Source organism: Algoriphagus sp. UBA3586 (genome assembly GCF_002376385.1).
In the GTDB taxonomy this organism is placed as follows: Bacteria; Bacteroidota; Bacteroidia; order Cytophagales; family Cyclobacteriaceae; genus Algoriphagus; species Algoriphagus ornithinivorans.
Genome location: NZ_DFMT01000033.1, coordinates 11,347 through 35,911 on the forward strand (window position 1 = coordinate 11,347; position 24,565 = coordinate 35,911).

25 protein-coding genes are annotated in these 24,565 nt (G+C 39.2%); 17 read left to right on the forward strand and 8 right to left on the reverse strand.

Annotated features, from left to right (window positions below):
- Window positions 1-14 precede the first annotated feature (14 nt).
- Window positions 15-1,973 (reverse strand): DNA topoisomerase (ATP-hydrolyzing) subunit B, encoded by a 1,959-nt coding sequence (gyrB, locus tag B2906_RS12345; RefSeq protein WP_219959131.1) that lies wholly within the window; start codon window positions 1,971-1,973, stop codon window positions 15-17.
- A gap of 348 nt (window positions 1,974-2,321) precedes the next feature.
- On the opposite strand from gyrB, the gene B2906_RS12350 reads away from it, so the two are divergent.
- From B2906_RS12350 to B2906_RS12360, 3 genes are read left to right on the forward strand one after another with little or no spacing between them, the layout of a single operon-like run.
- Window positions 2,322-3,071 (forward strand): bacteriorhodopsin, encoded by a 750-nt coding sequence (locus tag B2906_RS12350; protein ID WP_286939879.1) that lies wholly within the window; start codon window positions 2,322-2,324, stop codon window positions 3,069-3,071.
- Window positions 3,072-3,113: 42 nt separating this feature from the next.
- On the forward strand, window positions 3,114-4,256 hold the full coding sequence (locus B2906_RS12355) for a lycopene cyclase family protein (protein WP_286939880.1): 1,143 nt from the start codon (window positions 3,114-3,116) through the stop codon (window positions 4,254-4,256).
- The gene (locus B2906_RS12360; RefSeq protein WP_286939882.1) at window positions 4,243-5,136 is read left to right on the forward strand and encodes a Brp/Blh family beta-carotene 15,15'-dioxygenase; all 894 of its coding nucleotides are present in this window, start codon (window positions 4,243-4,245) and stop codon (window positions 5,134-5,136) included. Before B2906_RS12355 ends, B2906_RS12360 begins: the two co-directional genes overlap by 14 nt.
- Here the strand turns inward: B2906_RS12360 and B2906_RS12365 are convergent.
- Genes B2906_RS12365 through B2906_RS12375 form a run of 3 tightly spaced genes read right to left on the reverse strand, consistent with a single transcriptional unit; the run spans window position 5,117 to window position 7,263 of the window.
- Window positions 5,117-5,491 (reverse strand): CoA-binding protein, encoded by a 375-nt coding sequence (locus tag B2906_RS12365; RefSeq protein WP_144603163.1) that lies wholly within the window; start codon window positions 5,489-5,491, stop codon window positions 5,117-5,119. The genes B2906_RS12360 and B2906_RS12365 overlap by 20 nt on opposite strands.
- Window positions 5,478-6,449 carry a GNAT family N-acetyltransferase gene (locus tag B2906_RS12370; protein ID WP_414631667.1) on the reverse strand — a complete coding sequence of 324 codons (972 nt, stop codon included), beginning with the start codon at window positions 6,447-6,449 and terminating at the stop codon, window positions 5,478-5,480. Before B2906_RS12370 ends, B2906_RS12365 begins: the two co-directional genes overlap by 14 nt.
- Entirely contained in the window at window positions 6,442-7,263 is an 822-nt protein-coding gene (locus B2906_RS12375) for a 1-acyl-sn-glycerol-3-phosphate acyltransferase (RefSeq protein ID WP_144603158.1), read from the reverse strand. The genes B2906_RS12370 and B2906_RS12375 overlap by 8 nt, the downstream gene beginning before the upstream one ends.
- 163 nt (window positions 7,264-7,426) lie before the next feature.
- On the opposite strand from B2906_RS12375, the gene B2906_RS12380 reads away from it, so the two are divergent.
- The 7 genes from B2906_RS12380 to msrB all read left to right on the forward strand — a co-directional run bounded on the left by B2906_RS12380 (window position 7,427) and on the right by msrB (window position 14,619).
- Entirely contained in the window at window positions 7,427-8,254 is an 828-nt protein-coding gene (locus B2906_RS12380; protein ID WP_286939887.1) for an SDR family NAD(P)-dependent oxidoreductase, read from the forward strand.
- Between the two features lie 33 nt (window positions 8,255-8,287).
- On the forward strand, window positions 8,288-9,184 hold the full coding sequence (locus B2906_RS12385; RefSeq protein ID WP_286939889.1) for a class I SAM-dependent methyltransferase: 897 nt from the start codon (window positions 8,288-8,290) through the stop codon (window positions 9,182-9,184).
- A 10-nt stretch (window positions 9,185-9,194) separates the two neighbouring features.
- Window positions 9,195-10,379, forward strand: a complete 1,185-nt coding sequence (locus B2906_RS12390; protein WP_286939891.1) for an aspartate aminotransferase family protein — start codon at window positions 9,195-9,197, stop codon at window positions 10,377-10,379.
- Window positions 10,380-10,397: 18 nt separating this feature from the next.
- On the forward strand, window positions 10,398-10,682 hold the full coding sequence (locus B2906_RS12395) for a hypothetical protein (RefSeq protein ID WP_091649860.1): 285 nt from the start codon (window positions 10,398-10,400) through the stop codon (window positions 10,680-10,682).
- Window positions 10,682-11,059: a magnesium citrate secondary transporter gene (locus B2906_RS12400; protein ID WP_144603137.1), complete on the forward strand. Its 378-nt coding sequence runs from the start codon at window positions 10,682-10,684 to the stop codon at window positions 11,057-11,059. Before B2906_RS12395 ends, B2906_RS12400 begins: the two co-directional genes overlap by 1 nt.
- Window positions 11,060-11,771: 712 nt before the next feature.
- Window positions 11,772-14,156, forward strand: a complete 2,385-nt coding sequence (locus tag B2906_RS12405; protein WP_144603134.1) for a penicillin acylase family protein — start codon at window positions 11,772-11,774, stop codon at window positions 14,154-14,156.
- 43 nt (window positions 14,157-14,199) lie between these two features.
- Window positions 14,200-14,619, forward strand: a complete 420-nt coding sequence (gene msrB / locus B2906_RS12410) for a peptide-methionine (R)-S-oxide reductase MsrB (RefSeq protein ID WP_144603131.1) — start codon at window positions 14,200-14,202, stop codon at window positions 14,617-14,619.
- A 242-nt stretch (window positions 14,620-14,861) separates the two neighbouring features.
- Here the strand turns inward: msrB and B2906_RS12415 are convergent, their stop codons facing one another.
- Together B2906_RS12415 and B2906_RS12420 are read right to left on the reverse strand one after the other, a co-directional pair.
- The gene (locus B2906_RS12415) at window positions 14,862-17,036 is read right to left on the reverse strand and encodes an acylase (RefSeq protein WP_286939894.1); all 2,175 of its coding nucleotides are present in this window, start codon (window positions 17,034-17,036) and stop codon (window positions 14,862-14,864) included.
- A gap of 72 nt (window positions 17,037-17,108) precedes the next feature.
- Window positions 17,109-17,999: an aldo/keto reductase gene (locus B2906_RS12420; protein WP_286939897.1), complete on the reverse strand. Its 891-nt coding sequence runs from the start codon at window positions 17,997-17,999 to the stop codon at window positions 17,109-17,111.
- Window positions 18,000-18,214: 215 nt separating this feature from the next.
- On the opposite strand from B2906_RS12420, the gene pfkA reads away from it, so the two are divergent.
- On the forward strand, window positions 18,215-19,189 hold the full coding sequence (gene pfkA / locus B2906_RS12425; protein WP_286939898.1) for a 6-phosphofructokinase: 975 nt from the start codon (window positions 18,215-18,217) through the stop codon (window positions 19,187-19,189).
- Window position 19,190: 1 nt separating this feature from the next.
- Entirely contained in the window at window positions 19,191-19,526 is a 336-nt protein-coding gene (locus B2906_RS12430; protein WP_286939900.1) for a hypothetical protein, read from the forward strand.
- On the opposite strand, the gene miaA is transcribed toward B2906_RS12430, so the two are convergent.
- A complete protein-coding gene (miaA, locus tag B2906_RS12435) occupies window positions 19,504-20,421 on the reverse strand; it encodes a tRNA (adenosine(37)-N6)-dimethylallyltransferase MiaA (protein WP_286939901.1) in 918 nt (305 codons plus the stop codon). The genes B2906_RS12430 and miaA overlap by 23 nt on opposite strands.
- 42 nt (window positions 20,422-20,463) lie before the next feature.
- Here miaA and B2906_RS12440 point away from each other — a divergent pair, with 42 nt between their 5' ends.
- Genes B2906_RS12440 through B2906_RS12460 form a run of 5 tightly spaced genes read left to right on the forward strand, consistent with a single transcriptional unit; the run spans window position 20,464 to window position 24,204 of the window.
- Window positions 20,464-21,216: a response regulator gene (locus B2906_RS12440; protein ID WP_286939902.1), complete on the forward strand. Its 753-nt coding sequence runs from the start codon at window positions 20,464-20,466 to the stop codon at window positions 21,214-21,216.
- Window positions 21,213-21,590 (forward strand): response regulator, encoded by a 378-nt coding sequence (locus B2906_RS12445; RefSeq protein WP_091649836.1) that lies wholly within the window; start codon window positions 21,213-21,215, stop codon window positions 21,588-21,590. Before B2906_RS12440 ends, B2906_RS12445 begins: the two co-directional genes overlap by 4 nt.
- Window positions 21,591-21,869, forward strand: coding sequence for a hypothetical protein (locus B2906_RS12450; RefSeq protein ID WP_091649833.1), 279 nt, complete (start codon window positions 21,591-21,593; stop codon window positions 21,867-21,869). It begins immediately after the preceding gene.
- Complete coding sequence (locus tag B2906_RS12455; RefSeq protein WP_286939904.1) at window positions 21,866-22,630, forward strand: MBL fold metallo-hydrolase; 765 nt, start codon at window positions 21,866-21,868, stop codon at window positions 22,628-22,630. The genes B2906_RS12450 and B2906_RS12455 overlap by 4 nt, the downstream gene beginning before the upstream one ends.
- The gene (locus B2906_RS12460) at window positions 22,630-24,204 is read left to right on the forward strand and encodes an NFACT RNA binding domain-containing protein (RefSeq protein ID WP_286939905.1); all 1,575 of its coding nucleotides are present in this window, start codon (window positions 22,630-22,632) and stop codon (window positions 24,202-24,204) included. The genes B2906_RS12455 and B2906_RS12460 overlap by 1 nt, the downstream gene beginning before the upstream one ends.
- Here the strand turns inward: B2906_RS12460 and B2906_RS12465 are convergent.
- A complete protein-coding gene (locus B2906_RS12465) occupies window positions 24,197-24,565 on the reverse strand; it encodes a hypothetical protein (RefSeq protein ID WP_245756355.1) in 369 nt (122 codons plus the stop codon). The genes B2906_RS12460 and B2906_RS12465 overlap by 8 nt on opposite strands.

The following is a 24,565-nucleotide window of genomic DNA, read 5'->3' on the forward strand; positions in this document are numbered from 1 at the left end:
CCCTTTGGGAAGTATTAGGTATCGATTTTTGCGTATTTAGCATTTTTCTCGATAAACTCTCTTCTTGGGGCGACTTCATCTCCCATCAGCATGCTAAAGAGATGGTCTGCTTCAGCTGCCGAATCGATAGTCACCTGTTTAATGGTTCTGACATTTGGATCCATGGTAGTAGTCCAAAGTTGCTCTGGATTCATCTCACCGAGACCTTTGTATCTCTGAATACCGACACTGTCCTCTTTACCGTCTTTGGCCATCTCGGAGATCAACCTTTTTCTCTCTTCTTCAGTCCAGCAATAGCGCTCGTCTTTACCTCTCTTCAATAAATAAAGAGGTGGTAAAGCAATGTAGATATACCCTCTTTCAATCAAGGTTCTCATATATCTGAAGAATAAAGTCAAGATCAAAGTTCGGATGTGGGAACCATCAATATCAGCATCCGTCATGATGATGATTTTGTGATATCTCAAACCGGTCAAATCAAGTTCCTTATCGTCATCAGCAGTTCCAAACTTAACCCCTAAGGCAGTCAGGATGTTTTTGATTTCATCATTATCGTAGATTTTGTGCTCATGCGCTTTTTCTACGTTCAGGATTTTTCCTTTCAAAGGAAGAATAGCTTGAAAATCTCTGTCTCTCCCTTGCTTGGCTGAACCACCCGCAGAGTCACCCTCCACTAAGTATAATTCACAAACAGTAGGATCAGAATTTGCACAATCCGCAAGCTTTCCAGGTAGACCACCGCCTCCAAGGACATTCTTACGCTGCACCATTTCACGCGCTTTTCTAGCTGCATGTCTTGCCTGAGCTGCTAGGATTACTTTTCCTACGATAGTTTTCGCTTCTTTTGGGTGCTCTTCCAGCCAAGACTGTAATGTCTCAGAAACAGCAGAATCTACTGCACCTACTACATCGGAGTTACCCAATTTAGTTTTGGTCTGACCTTCAAACTGAGGCTCTGCAACTTTCACGGAGATAACCGCAGTAAGACCTTCTCTAAAGTCATCACCAGAAACTTCAATCTTCAACTTATCCAACATGCCGGATTTATCAGCATAGGACTTGAGTGTTCTGGTAAGAGCTCTTCTGAATCCAGTTACATGGGAACCACCTTCATAAGTATTGATGGTGTTCACATAGGAAACCACATTTTCAGTGTAGGAATTGTTATAGCTCATTGCTACTTGGACAGGGACTTCCTGATCAAGAGCTTCTATGTAAATAGGTGCATCGATGATTTTCTCTCTAGTCTCATCCAGGTATTCTACGAATTCAACCAGACCTCCTTCAGAGAAAAATTCATCAGACTTTGGATTTCCATCATCTTCAATTTCTCTAAGATCCTTGAGATAAATTCGAATTCCCGCATTCAAAAAGGCCATTTCTCTAAGCCTGTTGGCAATGGTCTCATATTTGAATTCGGTAATAGCAAAAATGCTGGCATCCGGCTTAAAGTGGATGATAGTGCCTCTTTTATCTGTTTTTCCTATCTCTCTCGCAGGATATTGAGGAACACCAATTTTAAACTCCTGCTCGGTGATAACCCCATTTCTAAAAACAGTAGCTTTTAGGTCTGTCGATAAAGCATTCACACAGGAAACACCCACACCGTGCAAACCTCCGGAAACCTTGTAAGTATCCTTATCAAATTTACCTCCTGCGTGAAGCACAGTAAGGACGACCTCCAAGGCCGAACGTTTTTCCTTTGGGTGCATATCGGTTGGGATACCCCTACCATTATCCTCCACAGTGATGGAATTGTCTTCATTGACAGTAACGTGAATTGCATCACAATGACCAGCCAAGGCTTCGTCAATGGAATTATCCACTACTTCCCAAATTAGGTGGTGAAGACCCTTTACTCCTACATCTCCGATGTACATGGCAGGTCTTTTTCTAACTGCTTCCAGACCTTCCAAAATCTGAATATTGCCGGCTCCGTACTCTGCCGGATTCTTCGCTTTTTCTTCGCTCATATTAACTGGAAAAAAACCCTTAAAACGGGCTTAAACGGTGATTTTCTGAAATTCAATTGATTCGGCAAGATAAGCAAAAAAAGTGACTCAAACGAGAATAATTACAGCATTATCTAAGTGAATACAATAGTATGCCTTAGCTCTAATAACCCAAATATTATTCTAAATTCTATATTTTTTGTAAAATTTTTTTCACCTATTCCTACCTGATTATAGCACATATAAACTTGTTTTTTAACGCTTTATACCATTTTGTTTAATTATGGGGTCTTTTTGTTAAACAAATTTAATTCTGAATCTATTTAAGTAAGCAAATCAAACAGTTAACACTTTCCCCATTAAAAAATTATGAACCTAACCTTAGCAGCCGATCTAGTAGGACTAGATCGAATCATTAACTCAGACCCGGTAGCCATTACCTTCTTCATTGGGTATATGGCTATGTTCGCTTCTGCCGTCTTCTTTTTCGTAGAAAGAGGATCTGTAGATGGAAAATGGAAAACCTCTCTTTTAGTATCTGGACTGATCACAGGTATTGCCGCAGTTCACTATTACTACATGAGAGATTTCTATTTACAAACTGGTTCCAGTCCAACAGCTTTCCGTTATGTTGACTGGACTTTGACTGTACCTTTGATGTGTGTGGAGTTCTATTTGTTAACCAAACCATTTGGTGCAAAAGGTTCCATTCTTTTCAAATTGATCGTAGCATCTCTTTTCATGCTAATTACCGGTTACATCGGTGAAACTTCAGGTATCGATAGCAACATCATGTGGGGTATCCTATCTACCCTAGGTTATTTGTATATCGTATATGAAGTATTCGCAGGAGATGTAGCGAAATTGGCTAAAGATTCCAACAGCCCTGCTTTAGGAAGAGCTATGTTCCTATTGAAAATCTTCATCACCCTAGGATGGTCAATCTATCCAATCGGTTATATGGTATTGCCAGGAAACTTGTTATCAGGTGCATTTGAGGTAAGCTCAATCGACTTGTTCTACAACTTGGCTGATGCTATCAACAAAATCGGTTTTGGTTTGGTAATCTACTCTGTAGCAATTTCCGAATCATCCAAAAACAAAACTGCAGCAGCATAAACCTAATTAAGAGTCGCCCTTTCGGGCGGCTCTTTTCTTCCCATGAAGCACTACGATTACATATTTGCAGGTGCGGGTTGTGCCGGACTTAGTATGGTATATCACCTACTCAATAGTCCTTTGAGAAATTCAAAAATATTACTTCTAGACCCAAACATGGGTCAAATACCGGATAAAACTTGGTGCTATTGGGCTGAAAAGCCTTTACCAATTCACCCAAGAAACGCAATTCATTCCTGGAATCAACTTAGCTTGAGTTCCAATTATGAAAAGGCAACCCACCAAATGGAAAACCTTCAGTATTTCCATATAAATTCTAGAGATTTTTTTGAACACATTTATTCTTTTTTAAAATCTCACCCCAATGTGACTCATGAACAAAATGCTATCACTCAAATCATTGAAAAAGAAAATTCAGTAGAAGTATTCACCTCAAATGATACTATCTATCAAGGAAATTATATTTTCGATTCCAGACTAACAGATTCGGATCACCTAGGTTCCAAAGCTCTAAAACAGATCTTTGCTGGATGGAAAATCGAAACTGATCAAAACATTTTTGATAAATCAACCTTCACGATGATGGAGTGGACCCAAAGTGAAAAGGGTCTATTTGATTTCTTTTACATTCTACCCTATCATTCCAAATCAGCCTTGATAGAGTATACTGCTTACAGTCGACAGGATATAAGTCAAGAAATCTTAAACGCAAAAATCAAAGAGTATCTGGAGGAAAAATTTGGTGGAATAGCTTATGAAATCACTTTTCAGGAAAAAGGAGTTATTCCAATGACAACTCAAATAAAAGCCCCCGATTTTTCAAAACGTATCATTCCTATCGGTACCAAAGCGGGATGGACTAAGGCTTCTACAGGTTATACATTCCACACCATTCAAAAGAGAGCTCAATCACTTGTCAATCAGCTAGTGAGTGGTGAAAACAACATTAAAACCGAAAAGTCTCCTGCCAGATTTCGCTTTTATGATAACATCCTACTCAATATCGCCCATAAATGGCCTCATGAACTCAAAGGAATTTTCGAGGATTTGTTTAAAAGGAATGAAACTGATTTGGTCATGAAATTCTTGGGAGAAGAAACTAGTCTTTTTCAAGAAATTAAATTGCTTAGCCGACTACGGTTTCCTATTTTCATCAAAAGCCTCCTGAATTATGAGAAGCATTGAAGGCATTTTCAAAGCATTGGGCTTGGGGATAGGCTGTGTATATGCACTTTTCTCGTTTGATTTTCCTATTCTGGATTATGGGATTTTTCTACTTATACTACTTACAGCCGGAATCCCCCATGGAGCAATAGACCATTTAACATCCAATCCTCATACCAACCAAAAAAGCCTTATCAGATTTTTAATCAACTACTTATCATTGATTGCAGCTTATCTTTTGATTTGGTATGTAGTACCCAAAATCGCACTGGCCGCATTTCTTCTTATGTCCGCCTATCACTTCGGACAAACTCACTTTATCAAGCGGGAAGTTGCTAATAATAGACTTTTAAATTCTTTGTTATACTGCAGCAGGGGATTGTTAATGCTGTCTGTGATTCTCTTTGGAGATTTTGAAATGACCCAATCAATCTTAGCTCCTATTTTAGATATTAAGGGATTCTATGATTCTCAAATTCTCATTATAAGCGTATTTTTGATCAGCAGTTTATCAATTCAATTATATCTGAAAATTGGATTCAGTAAAGCTGATTTGATTGATCTGACTGTCCTTCCTCTACTTTTATACTTTAGCCCATTGCTAGTTTCCTTTATTATTTACTTTGGATTCTGGCATGCTGTTCCAAGTATGATGGTCGAATACCGATTTCTGGAAAAATTCCCCAAATTCCGAGGCTTTAAAAAATTTCTAATTCAACTCCTCCCCTTCTCAATTTTGAGTTTCATAGGAATTGGCCTTATCCTATTTTTGGGTCTTAGTTTTTTAGAATCTCAGGAATTACTGCTTTTATTTTTCGTATTAATCTCCCTAATTTCCTTTCCACATATTTTGTATATGGATAATTTCTTCAAAAAAATCTCTAATACTGACCAGTACTAAGCATAACTAAAGTACATGCTGGGGTCACCTCCACACCTTGCTTTTTTGCTGCCTGAAAAAACTCAGGGTTTTCGGTTCCTGGATTAAAAATGATTCTCTTAGGATTGAGTGAAAGCAAATAATCAATCCACTCTTCTTGATGATCCGGTCCGATATATAAAGTGATCGTATCAATATCTTCTAAAGCTGGCTTTTGTCTCAAATCCAGAATTTCCTTTCCAAAAAGTTCCCCTTTTTTGATTCCAATGGGGATAAATTCCATATCCCTGTCATCAAACATTCCTGCCGCTACAAATGCATATCGGGAAGGATTCGGAGTAGCACCTACGATTAATGTTTTTTTAGCTTTGCCCATTTCTACTTCCTAAAACTCTGTCTCTTTCAAAGGTATCCATGTGTCTATGTTTTTTGGTATCATAGATATCTTTTAATGTGATTAGAATTCCTGTTTCCTCTACCTCTCCAAACTCATCATTCAGAGCCGTACCAAAAGTCATCATGGTAGGAGACAAATTCATGTAAGTATTGATCAAAGGAGGAATATTTTCTCCGTAATTTCTAATCCTGGAATTGAGAAGTTTATAGCCCTCTTTGTAATCCAGCCCTTCAAAAATATTTGGACCTGTTCCTAATTCGGTTTCATAAGTAAGTCTTAACTCAGGCTTGGGACTGACTAGATTTTCATTATCTGGGAAATAATGATTCATAAATCTCAGCAAAAGATCTCTTCCTTCTCTATTGTAATGTGGATACATAGTCACTTTGCCAAACAGATATTTGACGTCAGGATTCAATAAGACCACTGCTCCAAGCCCATCCCAAAGATTATCCAAGCTGAAAATTCCTTTTCTATTATCAATGCTTGGCTGATATTTAGGCTGAACAAAAGAGCGTCCCAACTCAATAGTGTAAGGCAAATAATCAGAAATAAATTTCTCTGAAAAATCGAATAAGTGAGTAGTGGATAAATTGATTTTTCCAGATGAGTCTATAGCTTTTTTACAATGGATCAAACGATATCCAGCCACAATTTCTTCATCTTCGGGGCTCCAGGTAATTAATTGATCATAGCAGTTTTCACAAGTGTCATTTTCATCCAGATCCAATGCTAGGCCTGTCCCTCCTCCTGCTGCTCTGAAGGTCAATTCTCTCAAACGGCCGATTTCTCGGACCACATTAGGTGCATTGTGGTAATTAACCAAATAAACCAGATTGTTTCCATTGTTTGCGTAACGAATGAATCTTTCAGGCCTTAATTCAGCCTTAATCAACTCCGTGCTCACTGCAGGAATAATTTCAGCCTCTTTATGCATTTTTCGATCCGAGTTCATACACTTTTTCTTTCATTTGATCAGCCCATTGAGCATCAGATTTCTCATCGGTAAAGGTTTGATATTTGATTCTTTCACCAATTCGAATCTTAACTTTTTGACCCCTTTGCTTATACATTTCATCTGCAAGATAAAACATCTCCAGATTTGCCTTTATCCCAAGTTTCTTTCGCCAGTTAGCTAAATTGTAAAAGAATTTTGAATTTCCCCCCTCAATAAAGCTTAGAAGTATATCTTTTTTATATTTTTTTGACTTGGCGATGAAACTCTTTTTCCATTGTAAGTCCTTTATTTCTCCGTCTATTTTTCTGGAAACCAATCCTGCCGGAAATATTAGCACAGCAAAATCTTTGGAATATACCTCTTCAATTTTATCCAAAGTTTCTTGAGAATTCCTTCCATGCTTATTGACAGGGACAAAAATTGGATTAAAATTATCGAAGGTCATTAATAGATCATTCACCAAAAAACGGATATCAGTTCGGATTCTACCCAAGGCATACATCAGGGCAATTCCATCCATTCCACCCAAAGGATGATTCGCAGCGATGATCACGCCTCCTTCTCTGGGTACTTTTTCCTCTCCTATTAATTCTACTTCCATCTCAAACTCCTCAATCAATGCATTGACAAAATCAAGACCTTTCAAATGTCCAATGCGGTCCATGATCCCATTCATCCAAGACTCATGCGTGACGCGCTTGATGTAGGAGAGCACAAAACCAGGCATCCATTTCAATAAAGATGGGTTTTTGGAGGCAATTGCCTTTTCTATATCAATAAATTTCTTCGACATAGCCAAATGCTATTCAATAGGGTTAGGATTTATTCGCTTAGATTGGGAAAATAAGGCTAAAATTACAAAAATTCTGCATGCATAACATTTTTGTATGTTGTCAACGCTACAGTAAACTGAAAACCAAGAGAGTACTTTTTGAGTAGTCTTAGAAAAATACTATATGAATTTACTTTTGACAGGCAGCACTTCCGGAATTGGACTAGAAACTCTAAAAGCACTTTATCCCCATTTTGACCGATTTATTTTACCAGTAAGAAATTTGGAAAAAGCCATAAGAATAGCCAGCCAATTCCCAAAAACCGAAAAGCTAGACTGGGTAGAAATGGATCTTTCTTCCATGAAATCCGTCCAAAATGCCGGATCTTATATTCAGGAAAATTATTCTGAAATCCAAGTTATGATCAATAATGCAGGCGGCATGTTTCCTGCTGGAAAAAAGACAGAGGATGGCTTCGATATGACTTTTGCAGTCAACCATCTGGGACATTTTTTCCTATTTAAATTAGTAGAAAATGCCCTGTTCAAAGGCAAAGCAAAAATTATCAATGTGAGTTCAGAGGCTCATAGAATCGCTAGTTTTAATACTGAAGACCCAAGTCTCAAAAAATCCGGAAATCCCTTCTCAGCATACTGTCAGGCAAAACTTTATAATATTCTATTCACCAAAGAATTAAAAAAAAGATTTAGTGAGCAAGGCATCTCTTCTTTCTCATTGCATCCTGGAGCAGTCAAAACAGCATTCGGATCCGAAACAGACCCAATCAGCAAGATGATCATTCGGGCAACTCAATTATTTTTTATTTCAGCCAAGAAAGGAGCCCAAACCAATATTTTTTTAGCAAAAACACCTTCAGAAGAACTCAAAAGCGGAGCTTATTATGTCAGAAAGAAGCCTAAATCATCTAATTCCGCTTCCTTAGATCCTGAAAATGCCCGAGCTCTTTGGGAATATAGTGAGGAATGCCTGGCGAATTTGGGTCTGCTATAATTTCCCTATTTTTGCTCGCTCAAATAACTAGCTATGCAAGACAGAATTTTATCCCTTAGTCCCGGAGTTTGGAAAGATTACGAGTTGATTGATACAGGAGGCTTTGAGAAATTGGAACGCTTCGGAGAGTTTATTGTCAGCAGACCCGAACCGCAGGCTATTTGGGATAAAAGCATGCAAGACTCCGAATGGAAAAAGTTGGCCCATGCCCACTTTGCAAAAGAAAAAAACAACCCTGAAAAAGGCCATTGGGAGCAATTAAAAAGAATGCCTCACAATTGGCAAATCGGCTATCAAAATGAGGAAGGTTTGGACATGAAGCTAAATCTTGCCCAAACGTCCTTTAAACACATTGGCCTTTTCCCAGAGCAAGCTGTCAATTGGGATTATATTTTCTCCACTATCAAACGCTCTCCTGTAAAAAACCCAAAAGTTCTCAATCTCTTTGCCTACACCGGAGCAGCTTCTGTGGCAGCCAAAGCAGCTGGAGCAGATATCACCCATTTAGACTCAGTCAAGCAAGTAGTGACCTGGTCTAGACACAATATGGAGGCTTCTAAGCTGGATGGAATCCGCTGGATTGTGGATGATGCGATGAAGTTTATCAAACGGGAAGCCCGAAGAGGAAATAAATACCAGGGAATTATTTTGGATCCTCCAGCCTATGGAAGAGGACCAGACGGAGAAAAATGGGTTTTGGAAGAGCAAATCAATGAAATGCTAAAAACCTGCGCAGAAATCTTAGACCCAAAAGATCATTTCTTGCTCTTAAATATGTATTCACTCAGCTTTTCTTCTTTAATCGCTGTCAACCTGATTAAATCCAATTTCGGAGAAGTGAAAAACCCAGAGCACGGAGAATTATATCTGCAGGATAAATTTGAGAAAAAGCTTCCTTTGGGAATTTTCTTCAGATTCTCGAGTTTCTGATAAGTAAATCATGAATAACCGACAATTATTTTTATCTCATCTCGCCCAAACCACAGATTTTCCACTGATGATAGAAGTGGAAAAGGCGGAGGGAGTATACCTATATGGGCCTAATCAAGAAAAATACATTGATCTGATTTCAGGAATCGGAGTCAGTAATGTGGGGCATAGACACCCAAAAGTGCTGGAAGCCATCCAGAATCAATTGGACAAATACCTCCACCTGATGGTTTATGGAGAATATGTTCAAACTCCCCAAACCCTACTTGCCAAGGCACTTTGTGATACTTTACCGAATCAGCTTGACAATGTCTATTTTGTAAACAGTGGTTCGGAGGCAATTGAAGGAGCGCTTAAGTTGGCTAAGAGATACACTGGCAAAAAAAAGCTTTTCTCCTGCATCAATGCCTATCATGGGAGTTCTCATGGTTCGCTGAGTATAGGAGGAAATGAAATTTTCAAAAGAGCGTATAGACCTCTTTTACCTGGAGTTACCAATATAGTGTATGGTGGCTATGCAGATCTGGTGAAAATTGATTCGGATACTGCTGCTGTAGTCGTAGAAACCATCCAAGGAGAAGCCGGAATTCGAGTAGCCTGTACAAATTATTTTCAGGCTTTACGGAAAAAGTGTGATGAAGTAGGAGCATTATTAATCTTGGATGAGATTCAGGCTGGCTTTGGCAGAACCGGCAAATTCTGGGCTTTTGAGCATTTTGATATAGTCCCTGATATAGTTGTTTGTGCCAAAGGTATGGGAGGTGGAATGCCGATCGGAGCATTTATAGCCAACAAAGAGGTGATGGGAGTTTTCAAGAATAATCCTTTGCTGGGTCATATCACTACTTTTGGTGGGCACCCAGTAAGCGCAGCTGCATCCTTAGCCACTATTCAGATTTTACAAAAAGAAAATTTGATCGCTCAGGTAGAGGAAAAAGCAGCACTTTTCAAAAAACTACTCATTCACCCCAAAATCAAAGGTATCCGAAACAAAGGTTTGATGATGGCCGTTGAGTTTGAATCTTTTGAAGTTCTAAAACCAATTATTGACCGAGCAATCGAATTGGGTGTGATTACAGATTGGTTTCTGTTTTGCGATGATTCCATGAGAATTGCCCCACCATTGGTAATAACCGAAGAAGAAATAAAAGGTGCCTGTAGCATCATTTTGCAGGCGATTGAAGATGTAGCTTAATTTTAAACTTTATTTTTTATGGGACAGAAGAAATGCCCCCATTGTGGGCAATGGTCTGATTGGAATCAGAATCTTACAGATACTTGCCAGCATTGCGGCAAACCACTGGGAGGCAAAGACCTCGAAAATCAACAAAAACGAGAGGCTGATAAGAAATCCAATGAAGAAAACTGGATGTTTTACATCAAGGAAGATGATTCTGATTTGGTCAAAACTTTCAAAAAGATCGGCAACTTCTTTTACACCATCTATATGGCTATCATTACTTTCATCCTTTGGTTAATTGCAGCGCTCCCCGGATAATGAAAGTGATCAAAAATCCATTCTTTTTTATTCCGGTAATATTATTTTGGACGAACCAGTTTTTTGAAAGAGTCATGGGTTGGCATTCAAGCGGTTTCCTTTCCTCTTATGCTGATGATTTGTTAGCAATGCCTGTTATACTCGGAATAACCCTTCAAATATATCAGTGGATTCATCCTAAAAAGGAGCTTTTCAGCTTTTCTAAGCCTCAGGTTTTGGTTGCATTTGTGTATGTCTCCATAGTATTTGAGTTTTTGTTACCAAGATATTCATCTACCTATACCTCTGATTATTGGGATATCCTCTGCTATGGATTAGGGAGTATCTATTTTTATAAATTTATCAACCATACCAAAAGCCAGAAGGTCTTTAATTAGGTCAAAAGTTTAATTTTTTAGCCGTGGATATATTTCGATGCTTTTTTTGGCTATTTGCCGAAGGCATATTTTGATAATTTCTTGAAGAGTGCCCCTCAGATCAACGACAAGAATCGGGAGTAATTCCGAGGCTTTATCGTTGGATTTTCTATCCGATAAAAATAAAATCTCGTTCTGTCTTGCTGGCACAAAGCCCCATTTCCAAAAGAAGAAATAGGGCCAGCGCTGGGTAAAGGCGTTGCATAATGAAACCAGGGGTTAAAACCCCTGGCTACTACATAGTACGCTCCTATGGAGCTTACGATCCGAGTACGATCGGAGGTTTTTCTCGCCGAAGGCATATCTTGAAAAATATCTTCTAAATATTTCGCCGAAGGCATATTTCAAATTATTTCTACGGTATTTTCCTTGAATAAAGCTTTACTTCTAAATCCCCCTTTCCCCCTTTACATATAGCTATCATCCTGAATTGAATTTACACTTCCAAAGGGGGAATTGATCCGTATTTCGCCGAAGGCATATCTTAAAATTATCTTAAAAGGTATCTTTTCTATTATTTCGCCGAAGGCGTATTTCTAATTATTTCCATTGTATTTCTTTATCTATTTCGCCGAAGGCGTATTTCTAATTATTTCTACTGTATTTCTTTATCTCTTTTACCTGAGGCAGATTTCAATTTTTATTTCAATTATCTTTTCTAAAATTTTGACACATGAGAAAAACAGGAATCGTATTAGGCATTTTGCTTCTTATTTTAGCAATTGGTGCATTGGTTTTTACAGCATTGCATACTCCTCAATATGAAGGGGAGATTACAATCCAAGGGTTAAATGAAGAAACCACTGTTTACTTCGACCAATACGGAATCCCTCATATTTATGCCTCAAACCAAGCTGATGCATACACGGCTCTTGGATACCTCCATGCTCAAGATCGGCTATTTCAGTTAGAGATGATGAGAAGAGTCGGAACTGGAACCTTAGCCGAATTTTTAGGACCGGATTTATTGGAAATAGACCAGTTTTTCAGAACGCTGGGAATTCCTGAGCATGCTCAAAGCTCCACTGACTTTTGGAACTCTCAACCTGATTCTCCTTGGAAAAAAGCCACTGAAGCCTATATAGCTGGAATAAATCAATTTATTCAGGAAGGTACTTTACCTGTAGAATATACCCTTTTGGGAGAAAAGCCCCGGGAATTCACTATCAATGATGTTCACTCTATTTTAGGTTATATGTCATTTACTTTTGCCATGGCAGTCAAGACTGATCCATTGATTACTGAAATGAGCAGAAAACTCGGTGAAAATTACCTTCAAGCATTATCCGTTCATACACTTCCGGAACACCATGTAATCCCAAATCATTATCCTGATTCTCTTAAGTCTACTTCGGGCAGCGGGCTTATATCCATGCTAGAAAAACTTCCTGTTCCTCTTTTGGAAGGTTCCAATGGTTGGGTCATTTCTGGATCTAAAACGAAAAGCGGAAAAGTCATTTTTGCTAATGACACCCATATTGGCTTCTCATCTCCATCTGTTTGGTATGAAGCGCATTTGGAATATCCTGGTTTTAATTTTTATGGAAATCACCTGGCCGGTGTTCCTTTTGGTCTGGTTGGACATTCCTTGTTTCACAGCGTGGGCTTGACCATGTTTGAAAACGATGATCAGGACTTTTTTGAAGTAGAATTGAATCCCAATAATCCCAATGAATACAGATATGGAGATGAATTTCTTCCCTTTACTATACTCAAAGATCAAATCCCGGTAAAAGGGCAAGACCCGGTAGATTTTGAAATACGTCAAACAATTCATGGTCCCATCATGAATGGGGTAGTTTCTGAAATCGCCTCTTTGACACAAAATCCTGTTAGTTCTTGGTGGGTATATACTTCAGAACCCACAAGAGCATTAGAGTCACTTTACAAGATAAATCATGCCAAATCTATGCAGGATGTAGCTCATGCCGCAGAGCTCATTCATGCGCCTGGTTTGAATATCATGTATGGTGACAGTTTGGGCAATATCGCTTGGTGGGCTGCTGCCAAATTGCCTATCCGATCTGAAAAAGTAGATTCCAAGATTTTTGCAAATGGCTCAGATCCCGAAATCATGCCTCAGGGCTGGTACCCTTTCAGCATGAACCCAATGAGTATCAATCCTCCTTCGGGATTTGTTGCCTCAGCTAATAATCAACCTGACACCCTAAGAAATGGCGTATTTTTTCCTGGCTATTATTATCCCGGTGAAAGATGGCTAAGAATCGCTGAGGCTATTCAATCCAAAAATGATTGGACCTTGGATGATGTAAAAGCGGTCCAGCTTGAAGTGATCAATACAGACCACTCTCAAATCGCCCAATTCATGCTGGATCAAATCCCGGACTTTGATTTTCAAGGAAGAGAAAAAGCTCGAGAGCTTCTAAACCAATGGGACGGAAATCATGAGTTAAACTCCCCGACTCCAACTATTTATTACAAATGGTTATACCATACACTTCGCCTTTCAATGGAAGATGAGCTGGGGAAAGTTGGCTTTGAAAATTATCTGGGCACATTTATGATGATTCGATCCAACCTTCCCTTTATCAAAAACATAGGAAGCCCTTGGTGGGATGATATACAAACCCCCGAAAAAGAAAATGCAAAAGACATATTTGCCAATAGCTTGCAGATTACGCTGGATGAGCTTAGCGATCAATTAGGAAAAGATATAGATGACTGGGACTGGAAGAAGGTAATAATCGCAGAGCATCCCCACCCTTTAGGAAGTAAAAAACCGCTGGACAAGATATTCAATGTTAAAACTGATCCGATTCCAGCCAATGATGAAGCAGTCAATAAACTGGCCTTCAAATTAAATGGAGAAGGAATTTACAGGGTTACCTCTGGACCGGCTATGCGGATTTTGATAGATTTTCAAAATATTCAAAAATCGCTTTCTGTACTTCCCACAGGTCAAAGTGGGAATCGTTTTAGCAAACACTATAAAGATCAGGCGAATCTTTACGCCAAAGGGAAATACCGATATCAGTTGATGGATAAAAAGGACATCATCAAAAGCACAGAGGAGCCTCTCATATTAAAGCCCAGATAAACTTCTTTGGTATTAGATGGGTTAGAATTCTAAATAGAAATCTATGAGCAAGAAAAATAAAAAAGAATATCCGGTTCAATTCTCTGAAGAGGAACTTAAAAATAAACTAGATCCTGAGTCCTATCATGTGCTTAGAGAAAAGGGAACAGAAAGGCCATTTACGGGACAATATTACCTAAACAAGGACACTGGCATTTACGAGTGTAAGGTCTGCAATAATGAGATTTTTCACTCTTCGAAAAAGTATGACAGCGGCTGTGGTTGGCCTAGCTTCACAGAACCTATCCGCCCAGAGGCAATAGATGTTCAGATGGACTATTCACATTTTATGATTCGAGAAGAAATTCTCTGTGGAAATTGTGGATCACATTTAGGTCACCGTTTCCCGGATGGCCCAAAAGATCAAGGAGGAATTCGCTATTGTATCAATTCGGTCAGTATGGATTTCAAGAAAGGAGAGTAAAACCGGGTTATATCAATATCCAGAATCTTGCTAGTAGCCAAATCTCCTTTGCTCATCGATTATGGAGACCGAAGACAGTTGACCGAAGCTTGGTTGAATTGATCTGCTGTGCTTCTTTTATGCACCTCAGTTTTCTTACAGACAGAAAATCGGATATATTTTTCAATAAAATGTCAGTTCGAGCGAAGTCGAGAACCCATCGACCTTGCCCGAATTGACATGAGCTTTTTTCGTCAATACAATTATTTCCTTTTCCCTGGATTATACCGCTCTTCTGCTCTAGCTTCAACATCTTCTTGGTAATACGCCACATCTTTCCAATTTGCATCAGCATAACGCTGCGCCTGATCGGTAAAATGAGGCGAATTAGGATCCCCACTTTGACCTCCTGCTAAAATACTTTTAGCTTTTACCTTTTTACCAAATTCAACTACAGCTACAAAGCTATTCCCTCTATATCCATATAATCGCTTTGTATCTTCTGTACTTCTTGCTCCATAAGCTGCCAAAGCTCCCCAGGTTCCTGAAGCCATTCCTACAGGAATGTATGGTTTATCATCATCAAACTTCAAATCAATAGCGCCTGAAAGTCTTTGAAATCTATTGATCTCGCCCCAAGGGGTATTCCAAGATCCGAAATCTGCATTCATTTCCTCAATAGTTTGATCAAAAGCCTCCACGACTTGATTGTCGCTAGGCTTAGAATATTCCCCACTAATTGATGGATCGTCGATGAAGCGATTCAATGAACCTACATTTCGCGCATAATTCATCCCATAAAAATGAGCCAGAGACATAGCCACTGATTCCTTACTCGTACGGAAATCCCATGCTTTAAGCACTTGAATCGCCTCTTTATTCTTAGAACCTACTTTTTCATAGGCCGCAACCAATTCAGGAATCAAAGCCTCAAAGGCAGGTAAATAAGGATCATGTGCCAATTCTATAAATGAATCCAATGTCAAATTTTTAGCCTCTTTCAAAACTTTAACTGCATGAATGCCTCGGAAATTTTCCTGATCAGGAGCCATGTAAATAGGATAATTTTCCCTTTTCGGAGAATATTCACCTGCGGCTGTGTAAGGTGTGGAGTTACAATTTTGAATCCAGCCCGTTTCAGGATTGAGGATCACAATGCTTTCATCCACCGTGTGCAAACCTTGCCAGTCTGTAGCTGGATTAGAGCCATCTACGGGTTCAGAAAAGTCAAATTCAGGATTCCTTTTAGGAATAAAATTCCCGTGGAAATAGCCAATATTCCCTTCTGCATCAGCAAAAACAGTGTTATTGGATGAGTTGGTACGGATATTCATCATATCCTTAAACTCTGCAAAATTATTCAGCTTGGTTCGGGTAAAACTTTGAATCAATGCCTGAACAGGATCCCAATTAATTTTAGTCGCTACCCATTTTCCATCCATTTCGTGAGTGATCGGGCCATGATGGGTTCTATAGAAGTCAAAGGTTTTCTCTTTAATCCCCTCGGCTGTTTTATACTTAATTGTCGCTTGCTTTACTTCTACAGGTCTTTCCTCATCTCCATATTGATAAACCAGTGAGCCATCCTCTTTTTGGAATACTTCTTCTACAAATTCATCGATAAAGTCAACTCTAGTGGAAGTATGAATCCACCCGGTTTTTTCATTAAATCCCTGATAAACAAAAAGCTGACCCCAGGTCACAGCTCCATAGGCGTTCAAACCCTCATTGGAAACAACATGAACCTCTGGTCTGAAATAAAATGAAGTATGGGGATTGATAAGCAACATGGCATTTCCTGACTCTGTGAGTTCCCCGGCAACTGCAATTCCATTAGATCCGGCAGGTTCTTCCAATGCCTCAGGGCTTTTCCATTCAGCAACTGCCTCCATGGCAGGAACGCTGATTTCTTTTCCGTAGAATTCCCGAATTCCTTTTAGAGGTATCTGCTCGATGTCTCCACCTATTGAACCTTCAAAAAAGAATAAATGCATCCATGGTTCATAATGAGTAATTACCTGAGCCTCAACTTCTGGATGTGTATGTAGGTAGTAATTTATGCCATCTGCGAAAGCCACACATAATTCCTTCAACCAATCCGGAGCTGTTTCATAAGCAGTCTTAGCTTCCTCTTCTGTCATGTACAAATTGGCTCTCAAATCAGAGAAAATTGCCTCCTCTCCTTCCAGTTCAGCTAATCTTCCTGTTGCCCATACATAATTTCGCTCAACCCTTCTAAAATCATCTTCGCATTGAGCATAAAGCAGTCCAAACACTGCATCAGCATCGGTTTCTCCGTAAATATGAGGAACTCCAAAGTCATCCCGAATTATTTCCACTTGGGCAGCTCGGGCTTCCCAGCGATCAACTTCTGTTTCAACTTTGGGACTGCAAGCAATAAAGGCTATCAGAAGTAGCAAGAAAATATTTTTAATCATAGGTATCTTAGGGTGGTTGCTTTTTCAATCTTGAAATTAAGGGAAATAAAAATCCTGTATAGAAGAAATTGATCAGCGGTGATCTTGGTAATGATTTGCGGGTAATTTCCTTCGAATTGCCTGGATGAAGTCTTCCTCTATCTGCATCCCTTCTTCGTAGGCTCTCAACATTTTTTCAACCTGGGCTACTGAACTAGCACCAATGACCAAAGATGCAACTGCCTTTTGGCTTAAGCCAAAGCGAATCAACAAGGACTCGGCTGAGTAGATGAATGAATTTAAAAAGTCCTTCATAGCCTTTACTTTATCAGCATGATAACTCAAGAAATCAGAGGATTGCTTATCTATCAATAAGCCTTTTGCGAATGCCCCTCTTACTAGAACCCGGGTTTCACTTTGTTCCAAAACAGGAAAAACCACCTCCTCAGGTCTCCTATCCAAAGGGCTATATTGCATCATAATACTTGCCGGAGGATTTAACTCCATCACTTTTCGGATAACATTGGGCCGAATGGAGGAAATCCCAAAAGCTCGGATTTTCCCTTCTTTCTTTAAAATTTCAAAGGCCTCTAAGGTATCATCCCAAGGATCCTCAATAGTGCCTCCATGAAGCTGATATAAGTCTATGTAATCTGTTTTCAAACGGGACAAACTTGCATCTACAGCTCGTAGAATGTATTCTTTTTTAGGATTCCAATCCCATCCAGAGCCATCCTTTCTCCATTCATTCCCGACCTTACTTGCTAAAATCACCTGATCTCTTCGGTCTTGAATGGCTTCTCCAACCATTTCCTCATTAAAGCCTCTTTGATACAAATCAGCTGTATCCAATAAATTGATTCCTGAAGAAATCGCAGCCTGAATGATTTTTTTACCTTCATTCTTCTTTTCAGGAAGAGACATACAGCCTAAAGAAATTTCGGGTATTTGGAAATCCACAAGGGGAAGAGTTCGTCTATTCATTTTGATTTTGGGTTTACTATTCAAAAATATGATTTCATTCCATAGATAAAATTTTACACTTAAATCATCCCAGAAACTACGGCTTTCCTCCTTTAATCCCTATTTTTGCGGGGCTTAAAAACCTATTTTATTAAAACCAGCCGATCTGAAATTCTCCTTTATGGAAATTCTGTGGAAGGATTGGTTTTACTGACCTTTTAGATAATACAGAAAACATGAAAAAAATTGCCGTTTTTACTTCAGGAGGTGATAGTCCAGGTATGAATGCCTGTGTGAGAGCTGTTGTCAGGACAGCTATTTTTAAAGGACTGGAAGTTTACGGAGTTTATCGCGGATATGAAGGAATGATTGAAGGCGATATCAAACGCATGCATTCCTACTCTGTGAGTAATATTGTTCAGCGTGGGGGAACAATCCTAAAATCCGCCAGATCAGAAGAATTTAGAACTCCGGAAGGCAGAAAAAAAGCCTACAATAACCTGATGAAACACGGAATCGAAGGCATTGTCGCAATCGGAGGAGACGGGACATTTACAGGTGCAAAGATTTTCTTCGAAGAATTTGGAATCCCAACTATCGGCTGCCCAGGAACCATAGACAACGATCTATACGGGACAGATTATACAATAGGGTTTGATACGGCTGTTAATACCGCTTTGGAAGCAATCGATAAAATTCGGGACACTGCTGCAGCTCATGACAGAATCTTTTTCATAGAAGTGATGGGACGAGATGCTGGCTTTATTGCAGTGGAATCAGGAATTGGAGGAGGAGCAGAATTCGTAATGGTTCCTGAGACTGCTACGGATATAGAAGGGGTGGTAAAGTCCTTAAAAAACCTCAGGAAGACTAAATCTTCCAGCATTATCGTAGTAGCAGAAGGAGATGATGCCGGGAATGCTGAGGAGGTGATGCAGAAAGTTAAAAGTAAAATCAAGGACACTTCCAAGGAATTTAAGGTGACTACTTTAGGACATATTCAAAGAGGTGGAAACCCTACAGCCCGAGATAGAGTTTTAGCAAGTAGATGTGGAATGGCAGCTGTAGAAGGTCTGTTGAAAGGAGAAGTGAACTGCATGGCTGGAGTGATGAATCAGCAGGTTGTTTACACTCCATTTGGAGACTGCATTGGCAAAACCAAACCACTGATTGAAGATCATTTGAAACTGATAGAAATCTTAAGTATCTAAAATGGGCTATATCCCTTTATTTCTGACTGTAGGAGGCGCTTGTCTCCTTTTTTTCTTAACCGTAAAAACTTCCTTACAAAGGAAGCTCAACCTTCAAAAAGAGTTGCTTACTCAATTAAGCTTGGCCTTTCCTGAGCTTCAACTAACTGCAGGTAGTTTGGTAGATCCGGATGTGATTTTGGAGAAACTGAAAGAATCAGACGAAAAAAAATCCAAAATAAAAGATGCCTTAAAGGTAGTCAGAGAGCTAAAGTATAATCGACTTCAATACAATCAACTGATCAAAAAAGCACCTTACAATTGGGTGGCAAAAATCAGTGGTTTTCAGCCAATCTAGTTTGAACCCACTGAATGATTTCTGATTCTTGATCAGGATGAAACCAGTGAATAGCTGAATCCCGTCGAAACCAAGTCAATTGACGCTTGGCATATCGGCGGGAGTTTCTTTTTAATAAGCGGATAGCTTCTTCCCTATCATATTCACCTTCCATGTGGGAGAATATCTCCTGGTAACCTACGGTCTGCAAGGCATTCAAGTGTCTTTTTTTGAAAAGGCTTTCTGCCTCTTGAAATAAGCCTGTCCGAATCATCTCATCCATGCGTTGGTCAATCCTTTGGTACAATTCCTCCCTATCCCGATTCAGTCCGATTTTAATGGTTTGAAAGGGTCTCTCTACCTTTTGCTTTACCCTAAAAGAAGAAAACTTCTTGCCGGTGCCCCTCCAGATTTCCAAGGCTCGCATAAGTCTTTGGGGGTTTTGCCTGTCGACAGTTTCAAAATATTCAGGATCTGCTTTTTTGACCTCTTCCTGCAAAAATTCTATGCCTCTTTCTTCATACTCTTGGATTATTTGAGCTCTGATTTCGGATTCAACTTCCGGCATTTCATCCAAGCCTTCTGTGATGGCATCTGCAAATAAGCCTGAACCACCGGTCATAATGACCACTTTTTTTTCTTTGAAGAGCTGAGTTAAAATATTCATAGCATCCTGCTCGAATTTCTTCACATCATATGCATCTTCAATAGACAGCGAATCTATTAAGTGATGCTTAACCTGAGCCAGTTCATCCGGGGTAGGTTTTGCAGTACCCAAGTTCATTTCTTTATAAAATTGCCTACTATCGCAAGAAATGATTTCGGTATTGAAAAATTTAGCTAGCTTTAAACAAAGGTTAGTTTTCCCAACTGCAGTGGGGCCAACAACCAAAATTAATGTAGGTATTTCAGACAAGTCCTAGAGATTTGATTTGATGTAAAATTCTAAAGTAAAGGAATGAAAAGCAAAAGCATCCTGATCGTTGATGATAATGACCTCAACAGAAAGCTTTTCGAAAATCTCATCAGTCAATCCTGGTATTGTGAAACTGCAAGGAATGGTCTGGAAGCATTGGAGAAATTAAAATATCAGAGTTTCGACCTGATTTTAATGGATATTCAGATGCCTGAATTGGATGGTATTTCAGCCATGAAGCTAATCAGGTCGCACGAATTAGCTGATTGTCCGATTATTGCAATCACGGCCTATGCAGATGAATCAGATCGGGAAACCTTCCTTTCCCAAGGTTTTGATGAGTTTATGGTCAAGCCGATAAGGCCAAGAGAATTTCTCAATTTGATTCAAAACACCTTGGACTCAAAAAATTTACCGGAGGAAGAAAGTGAAGAAAAAACCCTCCAAAAAAATATTTTAGACCGGGAAGTTTTTGAGCAATTGACAAAATACAATAACCCGGAAATGATCAAACAGGTATATCTGGACTTTTTGCAAGAGTGCGATCAACTGATAAAAAAATCAAAGATTGCATATGAAAGCAAAAATTTAGAGGATTTGAGCAATTCTATTCATATTTTGAAAGGCAACTCGGGCACCCTTGGAGCCAATAGAATATTTCTTGCGGCACAGACTCTTGAGCTATCCGGTAGAAAAGGATCTTTAGAAGAAATCCCCAAACAACTGAATCAATTAGAAGAAGAAATACAATCTTTCAAACAATATTTAAATCAAGCAACTATTTTTGAGCTATGAATGCAGACAAGAAAATTTTGGTAGGTGAAGACAGTTCAGTCATTATCAACCTGACGAAAAATGTATTGGCATTTGAAAATTACCAAATGACAGCAGCCCGAAATGGACAGCAAGTTTTGGATCTTTTAGCCAAGGAGGATTTCGACCTTATTTTGATGGATATCAGCATGCCTGTCTTGGATGGAATCGCTTGCACCAAAGCAATCCGCGAATTGGCAGATGAGAAAAAATCCAAACTTCCTATCATCGCTATTTCTGGAAATATCCACAACATGACTCATGATGATTTCAGAAAGGCCGGTTTTGATGACTTTATTCAAAAACCTCTTGATTACGATCAGGTTTTGGCTACAGTGAAAAAATTCCTAAGCTAAATGGCAGTCAAATACACAAAGCATTTTTTAGATAAACTCGAAAACCTATTCGCAGCATCAGATTACGTTTTACGCTACGAAAAAGGGAGTTTTAAATCAGGCTATTGTGTATTAAAAGACACCAAAATCGTCATTGTCAACAAATATTTCCCTCTAGAAGGGAAAATTAATGCACTGATCGACATTTTAGGGGAACTTCAATTCAATCCTCAGGATTTTAAAGAGAAGTCCGTTCAGGATTTCTTAAAAGAATTGCAACAAACCCAATTAAAATTTTGAAAGTACGATTTTTAGGAACAGGAACCTCACAGGGAGTGCCAGTCATTGGCTGCTCATGTCCGGTCTGTAAATCTTTGGACTTTAGAGATAAAAGATATAGGTCCTCTATTCACATACAGGTGGGCGAACTGAGTTTGGTAATTGACACGGGTCCAGACTTTCGATCTCAGATCCTTCAAAGTGGCATAAGTACGTTAGATGCCGTACTATTTACCCATGAGCATAAGGATCACACCGCTGGTCTGGATGATATCAGACCATTTAATTTTGCCCAGCAAAAAGATATGCCAGTGTTTGCAAGAGCTCAAGTGCTGGATCAAATTCGTAGGGAGTTTTCTTATATCTTTTCCAGTCAAAAATATCCGGGAGTCCCTCAGGTTGAAACCATAGAAATTGATGAACAAAGCTTTACCATAGAAGGCATTACCATCACTCCTATTCCGGTTTTACATTACAAATTACCTGTTTTAGGGTTTAGAATCGGCGATTTCACCTATATAACAGATGCCAATCACATTCCCGATTCATCTATTGATTTGATCCGAGGCTCTGAGACCATCGTCCTCAATGCCCTTCAAAAAAAGCCTCATATTTCCCACTTTACTTTGGACGAAGCATTGGAAATGGCTGAAAGTTTAGGAGCAAAAAACACTTATTTCACCCATATCTCCCACAAACTGGGACTTCATGCTGAAGTTGAAAAGGAGCTTCCTGAAGGCATTCATTTAGCCTACGATGGATTAGAGTTAACTTTAGACTAATGCATCTCAATTATCATTTTCTGAAATACCTCTGCCCTGAACTTGAGCAGGAATTGAAAGGAATGTCCATTATCTCCTGCTTTTCACAAAGCAAAGATGAATTGGTGATAGAAACTGAATTAGGTGAAAATCATCGGTACATCCGGGCGCACTTTTTACCACCTCAGATTTATTTTGCTTTTCCTGAAGATTATAAAAGAGCTAAAAGGAATTCGGTAGACCTTTTTCCAGAGTTAATAGGAGAAAAGATCAGTTCCTGTAAAGTATTAAGCTATGAAAGGGCTTTTAGATTGGAATTGGAGTCTGGAGGCACTTTGTTGTTTAAACTGCATGGAAATCGAAGTAATGTGCTTCATTATCAATCTGGAAATAAGCTACCCATTCGGGTTTTCAGAAATGAATTTGTAGAAGATAAAAGTCTATACTGGCCCGATTTAGAAAAACCCTTGGATTTAAGTCAAGAACAATTTTTCAGGCTTGAAGGCAATGCTTCCCAGTTTTTGCCAACTCTCGGGAAGATTCCTCGGGAATGGTTGAAAGAGCGGGGATACATACAGGCAACGATAAATCAAAAGTGGGCACTCATGCAGGAGTTGTTGGACATGATCGACAGCCCGCTTTTTTCCTTGGCTCAAAAAGAGGAGGAAGTTTATTTGACCTTGCTTCCTGATTCCAATATCCAAAAAACCTTCGCCAACCCCGTAGATGCATTGAATGAGCTTTTTTATAAAGCCATGGTCGTGGGCTCTTTTGAAAAAGAAAAGAGGGCTTTGCTGAAGAAATATGGGGACGAACTCAAGAAAACTGAAAGCTATATCAAAAAATCTCAAGAGAAGCTGGAGGCATTGATTCAAGCCGCCCCTCCTTCTCAATTAGCTGATGTAATAATGGCTCATATTCATGAGTTTAAGTCAGGTCAATTAACCTATCACTTTACCAATTTTTATTCAGGAGAAGAAGTCGAAGTAAAGCTAAAACCCAATCAGAAACTTCAAGATTATGCTGAAAACCTTTACAGAAAAAGTAAAAATAGGCAGCTTGAATTAGACCAGATTGAACAGGCTATCGCTTCTAAAAAAGTAAAAAAGGAGGAATTGGAAACCAAGCTCTTTGAGTTGGAAAGCCTGGATGGTTATAGAGATTTAAAGGATTTTAAAAAATCACATAAAGAAGATAAGTCGCTCCAAAAGGATAGTGTCAGTCTTCCTTTTAGGCAATTCGAATATGCCGGTTTCCCTATCTGGGTGGGTAAATCTGCCAAGGATAATGATGAGATGCTGAGAAACTATATTCACAAAGATGATTTATGGTTGCATGCAAGGCAGGTTCCGGGATCTCACGTTGTCATCAGAACAAAGGGCAAGGAGAAAGTCCCCAATCAAGTGCTTGAAAAAGCGGCTTCTTTGGCAGCTTATTATTCAAAATACAAAACTGAAAGCTTGGCTCCAGTGATTTACACTGAAGCAAAGTTTGTAAGAAAGGTGAAAGGTCTTGCTCCAGGTGCAGTCATGGTAGATAGAGAATCGGTGATAATGGTAGCACCTGAAGGCCCTTCAGAGGAGCTCTCTACCTAATACCCAAAGGAGGATCAGGAGCTCTTAGAGAGAGCTTTTTAAATCCTTTGACTAGAACAAAAGTTCCGGCGATACCTGTGGCTCCTCCCACATATAGGAGTGACTTTCCCAAATCAGGATTAGACCCTAATAATTGACCACCAATAATGGTGATTGTATATCCCATGGTGGCTACAAAAATCCCGGTTTTCAGTTGGCTTTGAGCTTGATGTAAATTTAGTTTCACTTCATAGACTTCTTGATCCAAAGCAAGAATAGTTCTTTTCAAAGAATCATAGGCTGGATGTTCTATTACCTGACTATGGGCTAGATTCGAAATCAAAAGAGTTGCGATAAATAGAAAAAATATTTTTGTCAACAT